This is a genomic window from Parahaliea mediterranea, from assembly GCF_003402235.1.
GTDB classification, from domain to species: Bacteria; Pseudomonadota; Gammaproteobacteria; order Pseudomonadales; family Halieaceae; genus Parahaliea; species Parahaliea mediterranea.
Genome location: NZ_QEWO01000005.1, coordinates 346,630 through 359,830 on the forward strand (window position 1 = coordinate 346,630; position 13,201 = coordinate 359,830).

A 13,201-nucleotide genomic window follows, 5' to 3' on the forward strand; every position below is an offset into this window, starting at 1 on the left:
GGCGGTGAATGATGTTCAGTGGTTTTGAATCACACGCCCCCCTGCTGCCGGAAATCCTGGCCCTGCACGGGCGCTGGCGCGGCGAGCGCGACGCCCTGGTGTGCGAAGGGCAGCGCCTGAGCTGGCGCGAGTTCTGCGCCGCCAACCACCGCTTTGCCCACGCCCTGCACGGGGCCGGCATCGGCCGGGGCGAGCGGGTGGGGGTGGTCATGTCCAACGGCGTGGAGATGGCGGTGACCCTGTTCGGTTGCATGGCGGCCGGCGCGGTGTCGGTGCCAATCAACCTGTCGGTGGCGGACGAGGCGATTGCGGCCATGCTCGCCGATGCCGGTGTGCGTGCCCTGGTGGTGAGCGCCGACCAGCAGCCGCGTCTTCACGCGCTGCGGCACAGGCTGGGGCCGTCGATCACGCTGCTGGTTACCACCGGCACCGCCGCGGGTGACTGGCAGTGCTTCCGGCAGTTTTGCGATGGCCAGCCGGAGGGCCTGCCGGATAGTGGCCTGCAGGGTACTGACTTCCTGAACATTATTTACAGTTCCGGTACAACCGGCATGCCAAAAGGCATTGTGCACACCCACGCCGGGCGCCGCGACTGGGCCTACGACCTGGCCATCGCCCTGCGCTACCACGGCGCGGCCCGCACCCTGCTCACCATTGGCCTGTACTCGAATATTTCCTGGGTGGCGATGCTGTGCACGGTGCTGGGCGGCGGCACGCTGGTGATTCACCCGCGCTTTGATACCGACGCCTTTCTGGATACGGTGGCGGCAGAGCGCATTACCCACACCGCCATGGTGCCCATCCAGTTCCAGCGCGTGGTGGAGGCGATGGGGCAGCGCGAGCACGATGTCAGTTCCCTGCAGGCCATGATGAGCTGCGGCTCGCCCCTGCACGAGCGCCTGAAGCGCAGTATTTTCCAGGCCTTTCCCTGCGGCATTATTGAGCTTTACGGGCTCACCGAGGGCATTATCACCACCCTGGATACCGAGGATGCCGAGGGGCGCTGGTCGTCGGTGGGCAAGCCGCTGCTGGGCACAGACATCTGTATCGTGGATGAGGGCGGCCGCAAGCTCGGGCCGGGGGAGTCCGGCGAAGTGGTGTCGCGCGGGCGCATCACCATGCCTGGCTATCTTGGCCGTGACGAGGCCAGCCGCGAGGCCGAGTACATCGATGACAACGGCGTGCAGTGGCTGCGCTCGGGCGATATCGGCATGGTGGACGAAGCGGGCTTTCTGTACATCGTCGATCGCAAGAAGGACATGATCCTGAGCGGCGGGCAGAACGTCTATCCGCAGGACATCGAGGCCGTGCTGGTGGAACACCCGGCGGTGGACGACGTGGCGGTGATCGGCGCCACCAGCCAGCGCTGGGGCGAAACCCCGGTGGCGCTGGTGGTGGCAGTGTCCGGCGGCGCCGATGCCGGGGCCATTCGCGCCTGGGCCAACGAGCGGCTGGGCAAGCAGCAGCGCCTGAGTGATGTCATACTGGTGGACGAACTGCCGCGCAACCCCAATGGCAAAATCCTCAAGCGGGAACTGCGGCGCACCTTTGCCGAATTAAGCTATGCCTGACCCTGTGGATGTGTTCTACCCCGCCCCCGACGGGCTGACCCTCTACGCCTGCGACTTCAACCACGCCGGTGCCGACGCCCCTGTGCTGCTGTGCCTGCACGGCCTGACCCGCAACAGCCGTGATTTCACCCGCCTGGCATCCGACCTGGAGGCGAACTACCGGGTGATCTGCGCCGACCAGCGCGGCCGCGGGCGCTCCGACTACGACAGCAACCCCGCCAACTACCAGCCGGCCACCTACGTGCAGGATATGTTCGCCCTGCTGGATTATCTCGCCGTACCCAAGGTGGCCGTGATCGGCACCTCCATGGGCGGGTTGATGGGCATGATGATGGGCGCCCTGCAGCCGGGGCGCATCAGCGGCCTGTTGCTGAACGACATTGGCCCCCAGGTGGAGCCGGCCGGGCTGGCGCGCATTCAGTCCTACGTGGGCAAGAGCGGCCCAGTGAGCAACTGGGACGAGGCCCTGGCCCAGTGCCGCGCGATCAACGGCGCGGCCTTTGCGGATTTCAGCGAACAGCAGTGGCGCGACTTTACCCGCGGCCTGTACCGGGACGAGGCGGGCGTGCCGGTGCTGGACTACGACCCGGCCATTGCCCAGCCTATCGACGCCGCGCGCGAAAATGCCGTGCCGCCAGACCTGTGGCCGCTGTTCGAGGGCCTGGCCATGCCGGTGCTGGTGGTGCGCGGGGCATCGTCCGACATTCTCTCTGCGGCCACCGCCGCCGCCATGTGCGCGCGTGGCGCCAACTGCCGCCTTCAGCAGGTGCCCCGGCGCGGCCATGCGCCCACCCTGGACGAGGCTGATGCGCGCCAGGCCCTCACCGCCTGGCTGGGGCAGCTGGCTGACCCAACCGCCTAAGGGCTGACCCAACCGCCCGCCCGCAGCCGGGCGGCCAGCGGCAGGGCGCCAAATACAGCGGCCAGCTTCTCGTCGTTGCCGTTACGCCGGCTCCAGTTTTCCCGCTTCAGCGAGCGCTGCTGGCTGCCGGGAATGGTCAAAAAGCGTTCCTTCCAGTGTTGCTCGCCCGGCACCACCGCGCAGGGCGTGCCCTGCAGCAGGCTCATGGCCTTCAGCCACACATCGTCGGCCCGGGGGCACAGGCGCTGAAACTGCGTGACGTCGGTCGCCATCGGGTGCAGGGCGCCGGGAAAATACAGCACCCCGCCCACCCCGGTGGGGAACACCCGCAGTGACGGCTCACTACTGCCCCCGCCGAGTTGCCAGTGCTCGTAGGGCAGCGGCATGCCGGCGCTGTCGGTGCGCATGTCGTGGCCGCGATGGCAGTGGATGACTGTCGGCCGGGCCTGCCACGCGCGGTACAGGGGCGCCACCAGGTCCGGCGGGTAGAGCATGTCGTCATCCACCGTGAGCACCAGGGCCGCGGGGTAGTCCGCCAGGGCGTAGACAATCTTCTTGTAGGGGCCGAGGTCGCCGTCGCGAAACTGGATATCCAGCCCCCAGCGGCACAGCGCGGTTAGCGAGTGCGGCAGTTGCCGGCGCGGGAAGTTCTGCAGCGACAGCCACAGCAACACCCGGTCCGGCGGCAGGCTCTGGCTCAGCAGGCTCTCGATGCACAAGTGCAGTTGTTCGATGCGCCCGGGGAAGGAGGTCAGGGACACAATCAGCTCGTGGGGCTCGCTGTTGCCGGTGCCGCGTTGGCTGCGCGTTTGCGCCTGCCCGGCGAGCTGCTGGCAGCGGGCGGCGGCCAGTGCCTGTTGCTGCCGGCGTCGCTGGCGGCGCTCCCGGGCCCGGCGCAGCGCGGCCATCATGCGGGTGCGTCCTGCCGGTCGCACAGGGCCAGGCAGCCGCCGGCCACCAGGGCGAACAGGTAGCTGCCGGACTGGTAGAACACGAAGGACTCAAAACCGTTGGCCACCAGCCAGTAGGGCAGGAAGGCGCACCAGAAGGTGAATACCGGCGCCGGCAAAATACCGCGGCGCCAGCAGCGCCAGAAGTGCCGGCTCAGCCAGCCGAGCAGGGCGGCGTACAGCAGCAGGCCGAGTGCTCCCCAGTTCACCAGCGTGTCCAGGTAGCTGTTGTGCAGGTGACGAAAGCGTTCGCGCTCGCCGTCACTGAGCCCGCTGGCGGCCTGCACCACCGCGGCGCGGCCGCCGCCGCCCCAGCCGAACAGGGGGCGCTGGGCGATCCAGCCCACCGAGGCGCGCCAGGTGTTAAGCCGCACCCGCACGTTTTCCTGCAGGCTGCCCGGGGTTTCGCTGTGCAGGCGCTCGTACACCCCGCTGCCCAGGGGGCTGGCGGCCAGCAGGGCCAAAGCCAGCAGGGCCACCACCAGCCGGGGGCGGTGGCCCTGCCGGTGGCGCACTAGCGTGGCTGCGATGGCACCGCACAACAGGGCCAGCCACACGCCGCGGGTCTGGCTCAGCAGCACGCCGCACAGGCAGGCGGCCATTGCCGGCACCCGCGCCGGCCCGGGCATGGGCACCAGCCACACCCCGAGCAGGGCGGCGCCAAACAGCAGGGCGGTGTGCTGGGCATTGAGCAGGCCAAAGTCCACCCGTTCGCCGCCCAGGCCCCGGGCCAGCTCCTGCCAGCCCTGGCCGAGGGTCCAGGGCAGCAACAGCAGGGCGAGCAGGGCGCAGCCCCAGCACAGGGCAACCCGCTGCCAGCGTCCGGCGCTGCACAGGGCCACCGGTATCAGGAAGAACCACGCCGCCAGCCGGTGCAGGCGCGGGGAGCGCTCCGCCAGTGAGGGGTGCAGCCAGTGGCTGAGGGCCCAGCTGGCCAGTTGTAGCGCCAGTGCCGCCAGCAGCAGCCAGCACAGGGGGGCAAGGGCGGCAAGGGCGGGTGAGGGGCTTATGGGAACTGGACGAAGCGGGGGAGTCGGGGAAGATAAGGCAGAGCCACCACGCTGCGACCGCTGCCTCCAGCGCCACAGGGCCAGCGCCACCGTCCCGGCCACCAGCAACTGCGCCGCCAGTTCGGCAACTTCCGGTAGGGTGAAGGCCACGCTGGCCCACACCAGCAGCAGGCACAGGCCCAGCGTTGCCGCAGCGCCGGTGGCGGGCTGGGCCGGACCAGCGGCTGTGGACAGGGCCGGGCCAGGGCGGAGAGCGGGCGGTGCCGGCATCAGCACAGGCGCCGGGATTCGTCCAGCCAGCCGTGAATGCCAAAGTCGCCCCTGGCCTGCCGCCGCGCCAGCAGTGCGGCAATGGCCTGGTGCAGGTGATCAATGCGCCGCCGCGCCTTGCGCCGGGCCAGGGCGGGCAGGTGGTTGGCCAAAGGCAGGAAGTCGGGCCAGCCAAGGCCGTCGATCACCTTCAGGGCGCGGGGGCCGTTGGCGTCGCACTGCACCACGATGTTGTGCAGCAGCAGGCGCCGCGAGGGCATGCCCAGCGCCGTCCAGTGCTGGGCAAACGCCTCCAGCACGCTGCCCAGGCTGTCTGCCTCGCCGCGCTCCCACAGATAGTGCTTTAAAGTGCGGGCAATGCGCCCGTCGCTGTCGCGCAGCAGTTCGCTGCACAGGCCCGGGCCGAGGCTGGTGGGCACGGTGCCGTACAGGCGCGGTATCAGGCTGAAGGCCGCCTCGCCGCAGTGCGCCTGCAGGTGGCGATAGGTGGCAGCCTCCTGCTGGTTGTCGTCGAAGCTGGCCAGGCGGCGCAGACGCTTCCAGGGGGGCGCTTGCCGGCGCTTCTGGCGGGGCGAGCGATCCGCCCGCTGCACCTTGATGCAGCGGCGGCTGTCGCGGGGGTCAACAAAGCAGAGCCGGTTGCCGCCGCGGGCAAAGGCGGCGGATTGTACAAGTTGTAGCGGGGCGCCCTCGCTCACCGGCGCCGCCTTCGGGGGCGCGGGGCCGAGGCCACGTCAAACAGTAAATCCCGGTACTGGCGGGCGATGGTGGCGCGGCTGTAGTGCTGCTGGTAGTGGGTCTTGCCGGCGCTGGCCAGGCGCGTGGCGGCGGCGGGGCTGGCCAGTAGTTCGCGGATGCGCGCGGCCAGGGCATCGGCCCTGTCCACCTCGCACAGCAGGCCGGTGGCGCCCTCTTCAATCAGCTCCTGCGGCCCTTGGGAGCGGGTGGCGACGATGGGGCAGCGGTGGTACCAGGCCTCCAGCACAATGCTGCCCAGCCCCTCGTGGCGCGACGGGCACACAAAGGCATCGGCGCTGCGCATCAGCGCGTCCACGTCACGGCGCCAGCCCAGAAAGCGCACCCGGTCGGCAAGGCCCAGTCCCCGGCTCAGGTTTTCCAGGGCCGCCCGTTCTGGGCCGTCCCCCGCCAGCCACAGCCACACCCCGGGCAGCTCGGCCAGGGCCCTGAGCAGGGTGTCGAAGCCCTTGTTGTGGTGGGCGCGCCCGGCGGCCAGCAGCAGTGGCACCTCAGGTGGCGTGTTCAGCAGTGCCCGCGGCACGGGCTCGGGGGTGGTTTCTGCCGCGAAGTTGGGCAGGCAATGCACTTGCGCGGCCGGCATGCCGCCGCGCACCAGGTGGTCGCACAGGCCCCGGGTAATGCCCACCCAGTGATCCGCATGGCGGTAGTACTTGAGGTCGTAGTAGTGCCCCAGGCGGCACACCAGCCGGTAGCTGCCGGCGGGGGTGCTGCGGCTGGCGCGGTTCATGTAGGTGAGCACAACGTCCGGGGCCAGCTTGCGCAGGGCCAGATGGTAGCGCCAGTGGCCGGGCAGGCTCAGCGGGCCGCCGAAGCGAAAGGTCTGCACCGGCACCCCCGCCGCGCCCAGTTGCGCTTCGCGCTCGGCGTTGGCGCGGGTGAAGGCGAACTGGCGCAGGCCGGGCTGCTGTGCCAGCGCGCAGACCAGCCGCGTGTAGAAGTTCTCGGCGCCGCCGTAGGGCGCGCCGGCCAGGGCCTGCACCACGGTGAGGGCATCGCTCACGCGCGCTGCTCCCACACATAGTCGTGGCTGAAGGGCAGGCCGAGGCTGGCCTCCACGATGTAGCGTGCGTACAGGGTGCAGTTCATTTCGCGGTGGAAGAAGTCGCGGGTGTTGGCGGCCCAGTGCTGGCGCTGTGCGTCGTCGTGATAAAAGCGCGTCACCTGCGCCAACAGGGAGTCCTCGTCGGTGAAGTAGGCCAGGCTCTCGGCGGGGAACAGGGTGTCAAAGCCCGCCGCGGCGTGGGTAAACACCAGCAGGCCGTTGCCGGCCATTTGCGCCATGCGCGCCGAGGAATACCAGTGCCCGCCCTCCTGGCGGTTGAGGTTGAGCCCCATGCGGCTGGCCGCCAGGGTCTGGTCGTAGTCGCGCCCCCACACCCCGGGCACGCCAAAGCTGCCGGGGGTGTGCAGGCGCAGCGCCGGTGGCAGCCGCTCCCGGAGGGCCGCCACCAACTTGCCGCGCTGGGTGTGGGCCTGGGATTTGCTGCAAAACAGCAGGTCGTGGCTGAAGGTGGTCTGGCGGCTGTTGTCGGCGCTCTCGATGGCCGGGTCCACTGGGTTTGGCATGTGGTGCAGCCGGGCGCGCCGGCCGGCAAAGGGGGCGAGCTCCGCACTGCCGGTGGAGACGAACATAACGTCCACCGCCGCGCAGCGCTGGCGGATTTTGGCGGCGTTTTCCGGCACAAACAGCGGGTCGTTGTTGAGGCCGGCGATGACCACCCCCGGGCACAGCCGGCGCAGTGCGTCCAGTGTCTGATTGGTGATGAGGTCGCAGTGGCCGAGCAGCACCAGGTCCGGGGCAAAGGCCTCGGCGGTTTGCAGCAGGCGCTGGTTGCAGCGCCGGGCGCCGAGGTCGCGGATGCCCAGGGGGGCCTCGAAGGCCGCCACGTCCCGGTCGGAAAAGGTCTGCACCAGGTAGTGTTCGTTGCGCACCAGTCCGTGGAACAGCTTGCGCGCCCAGCTCACCCGGGTATGGCCGTACTTGCGCAACTGCTGGTGGGCCACATGGAGAATGCGCATCAGGCCCGCTGCCTCCGCTCCGCCATTCCCTCTTCGTACACCGCCATTGTGGCCGCCGCCTGGGCCGCCAGGGTGAACTGCTGCGGCAGGCGCGGCGGGGGCGGCGGCGCGGCCAGAATGCCGCGCACGCAGGCCGCCAGTTGCAGGCGGTTGTCCGGTGTCACCAGGCCCTGTGCAAAGGCCGCGCGCAGGGATTCCGCCGGCCCGCCGCGATCCCAGGCTACCACCGGCACCCCCACCGCTAGCGCCTCGATGACCGTGCGGCCAAAGGGCTCGGCCTTGCGCGACAGGCTCAGCACCGCGGCGGCGTGGGCATACAGGGCGCGCATGTCGTTGCGGTGGCCGAGAAAGGTCACGTAGTCCTCAAGGCCTTGGGCCCGCACTTGCTGCTGCAGGGCCTTCAGGTAGTGCTCCTTGCCGGGGGTCGGCTCGCCGGCAATCACCCCGTGGCAGTTTTCTCCCTCGCGCTTGAGGTCGGCGATCAGGTCGATGAATTCATGCTGGCCCTTCCAGGGGCTGAGCCGCCCGGGCATCAGCAGCAGCTGGCGGCCCCGGGTCTGGGGGTGCTCGGCGGCAAACTGGCGCTGCCACGGGCTCGGGCCGCAGGGGCGGGGGCCTGTGGCGTTTTTGGGGAATTCGCTGGTGTCCACGCCGCGGGGAATCACCCGGATGCGGCCCGGCTCCACCTGGGGGTAGTGGCGCAGGATGTAGTCGCGCACACAGTCGGAAATGGCAATCACCCGGTCGCCGCAACCCATGATGGCGCTGTAGCGGCTGACCGAATACAGGCCGTGGAAGGTGGAGACCAGTAGCGGGCGCTGGGCGCTGGGCAGCGGGCGCAGGGCCAGCCACACCATCCACGCCGGCACCCGCGAGCGCAGGTGGATGACATCCGGCGCCAGCGACACCAGCAGGCGGCGCAAGGCGCCAACGCGCAGCAGTGAGACCGGGGACTTGGCGTGCACCGGAAAGGTGAGGTGGGCGCTGCCCTGGCGGCGCAGTTGCTCCTGCAGGCGCCCGCCGGCGGACATCACCAGCGACTCGTGCCCCGCCGCGGTCAGGGCCCGGGCAAAATCCAGGGTGCCGCGTTCAACACCCCCGCTATCGAGGCGGGGCAAAACCTGGAGCACTTTCACCGCTGGGCAGGCTCCAGGTGTGGCTGAGCAGGCTCAGCAGGTGCCGGGCCACGCGCTCGGTTTCCCGCAAAGGCGGCGCCACCACAGGCGCTGTGGCCGTGTTCTGCAGGAGTGATACGAGGGTGCAGACCCGCTGGTCTGCCACCAGTTGATCCAGGCCGCGACTGACCCGGCTGGGGCGCCGCCGGGGCACCGGCAGAATGCCCACCCGGGCACCGCTGGCAAGGCCCTCGTACACCATCGAGGCGCTGTCCTCGCTGACCCACACCTGCTCCGCGCCGGCCAACTGGCGGCGCAGCCAGTCGCGGTCGGTCTGATCCGCGGTGACGAGTTGGCAGTGCGCCGGGGCCAGGGCAGCGGCGGCGCGGGCGAAGCTGGCGGGCGTGCGGCGGGAGGTGGTCATAATCCAGTGGCAGTCCGCCGTGCTGGCCAGCAGGGCGTTGAGCTGGGTCAGCATGTGTTCGTTGTGCCAGCGGTGGTTGCGGGACGCGCCGCCCAGCAGGATCAGGCCGCGGCCAGCCTGGCGCAGCGGCGAATAGCGAATATCGGTGAGGGTGCCCTCGGTCAGCAGCACCCGCGGCCCCGGAGCGAGCCCGTCGTGGCGCGGCACAATACACAAGTCGAACAGCCAGCGCGGCAGGCTGGGCTTCATCAATGCGACCAGTTTGCCCCCGTAGCGCCATTTCAGCTGCAGGCTGGGGCGGTGGGTGCGGTGGCCGGCGCACAGGATGAGGTCCGGCGGCTGGCCGGCCCCGGCCGCCTGGCGCAGTGGCTGGTGGGCGGTTTCAAACCAGCGCACCCGGCAGTGCTGGCGTTCCGCCAGCGCACCGGCCAGGCCCGAAAGCTGGCTGTGGTGGCCCGGCTTGCCATCGCTGACGCACCAGAGGGTGAGCATGTCCGGCACGGTTGTGCTCCCGTGTGGCGAGGGTAGAGTGAGCGGGTGATCATGGCAGCGAGCTTGCGGTGGCAATGTGACGCCAGCGTGATGTTTTGCTGAAGCTTTTGTGACGGCGCCAGGCGTTGGCAGGCAACTTTCCTGCGCCCGCGCTGTCTACGCACCACTGGCCGCAGGCCAGTGCTCTCGAACACAAGGGGAATGGAATGACGACGATCGCAAGGAGAGTGCGCGGCGCTGCACGGGCAGCACTGGCGCTATCGGTTGTTGCCGTGGCGGGCCTGGTACAGGGCTGTGGCGGTGACGCGACACCAGACAAGGCAGAGGAGGGGGCGGTGGCCACCATCGAAGGAAGCGTAATGTACCGCGAGCGCATGCGCCTGCCGCCCAACGCCCAGGTGGAGGTGGAACTGCAGGACATCTCCCTGGCCGACGCGCCGGCACAGACCCTGGCGACCGTGCTGCTGCCGGGCGACGCCGGCCCGCCCTACACCTTCCACATCGAGTACGACCAGGATCGCATCGACGAGCGTCACCGCTACGCCCTGCGGGCCGAGATTCACGCCGGCGGCAAATTGCTGTTCACCAGCACCGAGCACATCGATCCCTTTGGCGAGGCGCCCATCAACATTCTGGTGTCGCGGGTGCCGGAGCCGGTAGCGGCCCAGACTCCCAATACGCCCGATGCTCCTCATACTCCCGATGCTCTTCATACTCCCGATGCTCTTCATACTCCCGATACGGCGGCGCCGGCCACCGCGACCCTGGAGGGTACGCGCTGGCGGCTGCAGCGCCTGGACGGCGAGGCGGTGGCTATGGCCGAGGGCAGCAAGCCGCTGGATTTGCTGCTGGACGCCAAGGCCCAAAAGGCCGGTGGCTTCTCCGGCTGCAATCGCTTCAGTGGCACCTACTCCCGGGAGGGCAGCTCCGAGCACGGGGCGGCGCTGCGCTTTGGCCCCCTGGCCGGCACGCTGATGGCCTGCGCCGAGGACACCGGCCTTGAGCGCCGTTACCTGGACGCCCTCGGTGCGGTGGACAATTTCCGCCTGACGCCCGATGGGCATCTGGAACTGGCTGCGGGCCCCGAGGTGGTGGCGGTGTTCAGCGCCGCGCCCTGAGGCCGACGCTGGCTGGGGCCTGCTTTGGCTGGAGTCGGCTCTATGGAGCCGGTTTTGGCTGGAGTCAGTGCCGCCGCTTGCGTATACTCCGCCCGTTTTCCGAACAACAGCTGACCTTCACTGATGCGTCACGCCCTCCACAGGCAGATCCGTAAACAGCGCTTCGCCCGCATTCTGGTGCTGGCGGCGCTGCTGTGCGCGGTGGCGGTGCCGGTGGTGGAGGCGGCTCACCTGCACGGCATCGGTGACGGCAATGCCGAGTGTCTGCTGTGCAAAACCCCGTCGCTGGCGCCGCTGGCGGCGGCCACGCCGGACTTCGCCCTGGAGCGCTGCCGCGCCATTGCCGCGCCCCGCCTCAACAGCGCCTGCCTTGTTGCGCGCTATCAACCGCAACGCAGCCGGGGGCCACCCCACTACGCCTGAAACAACGCCGGAACTTTCCCGTTTTTCCAGGAGTAGAAACAATGAATCGCATTTTGCCTATCGCGCTGGCAGTGGCCGGCGCGAACGCGGCTGTTGCCGAACAACTGCCGCTTGAACACGTACTGGTCTCCGTGCCCCTGCACAAACAGACCGCCGAAACCGCCCTGCCTGTGACCGTGCTCAGCGGTGACGCCCTCAGCCGGGCCGCCGCCGCCACCATTGGCGACACCCTCAACAATGCCCCGGGCCTGGCCAACGCGTCCTTTGGCCCCGGTGTTGGCCAGCCGGTGATCCGCGGCCAGCAAGGGCCCCGGGTGACCGTGCTGCAAAACGGTACCAGCAGCGCCGACGCCTCCAGCCTGTCGGCTGACCACGCGGTGTCGGTGGAGGCCCTGCTGGCCGACAGCATCGAAATCCTGCGCGGCCCCTCCACCCTGCTCTATGGCGGCGGCGCCATTGGCGGCGTGGTGAACGTGGTGGACAACCGCATTCCCACCCGGCGCATCGACGGTGTGGAAGGCGGTGCGGAGTATCGCCACGACGCCGCTTCCGACATGGATACCACCGTGGGGCGCCTGGAGGCCGGTAGCGGTAACTTCGCCTTCCACCTGGATGCGCTGTACCGCGACTGGAACGACCTGGAAATCCCGGGGGAAGCCGCCAGCGGTCACGGTGGCCACGACGATCACGACCATGACCATGACCATGACCATGACCACGGCGAGGCCCACGAGGACGAAACCACCGACGGCTACATCGCCAACACCGGCGGGCGCACCCGCAGCGTTACCGCCGGCGCCAGCTATCACTTTGACGATGGCTTCCTGGGGCTGGCGGTCAACCGCCTGGAAAACCAGTACGGCATCCCCGCTGGCGCCCACGAGCACCACGGGGAAGAGGGCGAGGATCACGCCGACCACGACCACGACCACGACCACGACCATGATCATGAGAGCGAGCACGGTCACGAAGACGGCGGCGTGCGTATCGACATGGTCCAGACCCGCTACGACCTGGCGCTGCACCTGCACGAACCCCTGCCCGGCCTGGAGGTGGCCCGGGGCTTTGTCACCTACACCGACTACGAGCACAGCGAAATCGAGCCCAGCGGCGAGGTGGGCACCCGCTACAGCAGCGACAGCTGGGAGGGGCGGCTGGAACTGGTGCACGCCCCGCTGGCCGATTTTCACGGCGTGTTTGGCCTGCAGGCCAAATCCCGTGAATTCAGTGCCCTCGGTGAAGAGGCCTTTATTCCGGTGACCGACAGCCAGGATGTGGGGATATTCCTGCTGGAGGACTATCACTACCGGGCGTTCACCTTCGAGGGTGGCCTGCGCTACGACCGGGATGAACGCGACCCGGCAGGCACTGCCCCCAGCCGCAACTTCAACGCGCTGAGTGCATCGGTGTCCGGCCTGTGGGATGTGAGCAGCGCCTGGCAACTGGGGCTGTCCCTGTCCCGCTCCGAGCGCGCGCCGGCCATCGAGGAGTTGTATTCCAACGTCCAGAACAGCGGCCCTGATAGCTGGATTGCCCATGCCGCCACCAGCGCCATCGAGATCGGCAACCCCGACCTCGACACTGAGGTGTCCAACAATGCGGACGTTTCACTGCGCTGGGACAACGGGGCCCACTCTGTTTCGGTCACCCTGTTCTACAACGACTTCAGTGACTACATCGACCTGCAGAACAGCGGTGTGGAAGTGGATGAGTTGCCGGTGATGGTGTACGCCCAGCAGGATGCCACCTTCCAGGGCGTGGAGGTGGATTCCGAGTTCACCCTGGCCGAAGCGGGCGATGGCCTGCTCATGCTGCGCCTGTTTGGCGATGCCATTCAGGGGGAGCTGGACAACGGCGACGATGTGCCGCGCCTGCCGCCCTTGCGAATTGGCGGCCGCCTGGCCTGGCAAGCCAATGCCCTGGAAGTCTGGGGGCAGGTGGTGGATGCCGCCGAGCAGGATCACCCGGGGCGCAACGAGGAGGCCACCGACGGCTACACCCGCTGGGATGCGGGGGTGGATTACAACCTCGCCCTGGGCGACGGCCAGCTGACCCTGTTCGCGGCGCTCAACAACATCACCGACGAGGAAATCCGCCTGAGCACGTCCTTCCTGCGCGATGTGGCGCCGGAGGCCGGGCGCAGCGTGGAGGCCGGCCTGCGCTACAACTTCTAGCGCGCACTGGCCCG

12 protein-coding genes are annotated in these 13,201 nt (G+C 69.0%); 5 read left to right on the plus strand and 7 right to left on the minus strand.

The genetic code is table 11. From position 1 onward, the window contains the following. Nucleotides 1-8: 8 nt before the first annotated feature. Together DDZ17_RS16480 and DDZ17_RS16485 are read left to right on the plus strand one after the other, a co-directional pair. Complete coding sequence (locus DDZ17_RS16480) at nt 9-1,571, plus strand: class I adenylate-forming enzyme family protein (protein WP_241505924.1); 1,563 nt, start codon at nt 9-11, stop codon at nt 1,569-1,571. Further along, nucleotides 1,564-2,433: an alpha/beta fold hydrolase gene (locus DDZ17_RS16485; protein ID WP_116368060.1), complete on the plus strand. Its 870-nt coding sequence runs from the start codon at nt 1,564-1,566 to the stop codon at nt 2,431-2,433. The genes DDZ17_RS16480 and DDZ17_RS16485 overlap by 8 nt, the downstream gene beginning before the upstream one ends. Here DDZ17_RS16485 and DDZ17_RS16490 read toward each other — a convergent pair. The 7 genes from DDZ17_RS16490 to DDZ17_RS16520 are packed head-to-tail and all read right to left on the minus strand — an operon-like array spanning nt 2,430 to nt 9,472. Then, nucleotides 2,430-3,344 (minus strand): glycosyltransferase family 2 protein, encoded by a 915-nt coding sequence (locus tag DDZ17_RS16490; protein WP_116368061.1) that lies wholly within the window; start codon nt 3,342-3,344, stop codon nt 2,430-2,432. The two genes, DDZ17_RS16485 and DDZ17_RS16490, sit on opposite strands and share 4 nt — an antisense overlap. Further along, nucleotides 3,341-4,663, minus strand: a complete 1,323-nt coding sequence (locus DDZ17_RS16495; RefSeq protein WP_116368062.1) for an O-antigen ligase family protein — start codon at nt 4,661-4,663, stop codon at nt 3,341-3,343. Before DDZ17_RS16495 ends, DDZ17_RS16490 begins: the two co-directional genes overlap by 4 nt. Then, nucleotides 4,663-5,361: a YrbL family protein gene (locus tag DDZ17_RS16500; protein ID WP_116368063.1), complete on the minus strand. Its 699-nt coding sequence runs from the start codon at nt 5,359-5,361 to the stop codon at nt 4,663-4,665. The genes DDZ17_RS16495 and DDZ17_RS16500 overlap by 1 nt, the downstream gene beginning before the upstream one ends. Next, complete coding sequence (locus DDZ17_RS16505) at nt 5,358-6,422, minus strand: glycosyltransferase (RefSeq protein WP_116368064.1); 1,065 nt, start codon at nt 6,420-6,422, stop codon at nt 5,358-5,360. Before DDZ17_RS16505 ends, DDZ17_RS16500 begins: the two co-directional genes overlap by 4 nt. After that, nucleotides 6,419-7,441 carry a glycosyltransferase family protein gene (locus DDZ17_RS16510; RefSeq protein WP_116368065.1) on the minus strand — a complete coding sequence of 341 codons (1,023 nt, stop codon included), beginning with the start codon at nt 7,439-7,441 and terminating at the stop codon, nt 6,419-6,421. The genes DDZ17_RS16505 and DDZ17_RS16510 overlap by 4 nt, the downstream gene beginning before the upstream one ends. Further along, nucleotides 7,441-8,559 (minus strand): glycosyltransferase family 4 protein, encoded by a 1,119-nt coding sequence (locus tag DDZ17_RS16515; RefSeq protein WP_241505925.1) that lies wholly within the window; start codon nt 8,557-8,559, stop codon nt 7,441-7,443. Before DDZ17_RS16515 ends, DDZ17_RS16510 begins: the two co-directional genes overlap by 1 nt. After that, entirely contained in the window at nt 8,543-9,472 is a 930-nt protein-coding gene (locus DDZ17_RS16520; protein ID WP_241505940.1) for an ELM1/GtrOC1 family putative glycosyltransferase, read from the minus strand. Before DDZ17_RS16520 ends, DDZ17_RS16515 begins: the two co-directional genes overlap by 17 nt. A 206-nt stretch (nt 9,473-9,678) precedes the next feature. On the opposite strand from DDZ17_RS16520, the gene DDZ17_RS16525 reads away from it, so the two are divergent. The 3 genes from DDZ17_RS16525 (at nt 9,679) to DDZ17_RS16535 (ending at nt 13,187) form a co-directional block, all read left to right on the plus strand. Continuing rightward, nucleotides 9,679-10,590, plus strand: a complete 912-nt coding sequence (locus tag DDZ17_RS16525; RefSeq protein WP_116368068.1) for a YbaY family lipoprotein — start codon at nt 9,679-9,681, stop codon at nt 10,588-10,590. Nucleotides 10,591-10,713: 123 nt separating this feature from the next. Beyond that, entirely contained in the window at nt 10,714-11,013 is a 300-nt protein-coding gene (locus tag DDZ17_RS16530) for a hypothetical protein (RefSeq protein ID WP_116368069.1), read from the plus strand. A 41-nt stretch (nt 11,014-11,054) separates the two neighbouring features. Continuing rightward, nucleotides 11,055-13,187, plus strand: a complete 2,133-nt coding sequence (locus tag DDZ17_RS16535) for a TonB-dependent receptor (protein WP_116368070.1) — start codon at nt 11,055-11,057, stop codon at nt 13,185-13,187. The last annotated feature ends 14 nt before the right edge of the window (nt 13,188-13,201 follow it).

Coding starts and splice junctions, on each gene's coding strand:
- DDZ17_RS16480 (WP_241505924.1), top strand. CDS start 9: ATGATGTTCAGTGGTTTTGAATCACACGCCCCCCTGCTGCCGGAAATC.
- DDZ17_RS16485 (WP_116368060.1), top strand. CDS start 1,564: ATGCCTGACCCTGTGGATGTGTTCTACCCCGCCCCCGACGGGCTGACC.
- DDZ17_RS16490 (WP_116368061.1), bottom strand. CDS start 3,344: ATGATGGCCGCGCTGCGCCGGGCCCGGGAGCGCCGCCAGCGACGCCGG.
- DDZ17_RS16495 (WP_116368062.1), bottom strand. CDS start 4,663: ATGCCGGCACCGCCCGCTCTCCGCCCTGGCCCGGCCCTGTCCACAGCC.
- DDZ17_RS16510 (WP_116368065.1), bottom strand. CDS start 7,441: ATGCGCATTCTCCATGTGGCCCACCAGCAGTTGCGCAAGTACGGCCAT.
- DDZ17_RS16520 (WP_241505940.1), bottom strand. CDS start 9,472: ATGCTCACCCTCTGGTGCGTCAGCGATGGCAAGCCGGGCCACCACAGC.
- DDZ17_RS16525 (WP_116368068.1), top strand. CDS start 9,679: ATGACGACGATCGCAAGGAGAGTGCGCGGCGCTGCACGGGCAGCACTG.
- DDZ17_RS16530 (WP_116368069.1), top strand. CDS start 10,714: ATGCGTCACGCCCTCCACAGGCAGATCCGTAAACAGCGCTTCGCCCGC.
- DDZ17_RS16535 (WP_116368070.1), top strand. CDS start 11,055: ATGAATCGCATTTTGCCTATCGCGCTGGCAGTGGCCGGCGCGAACGCG.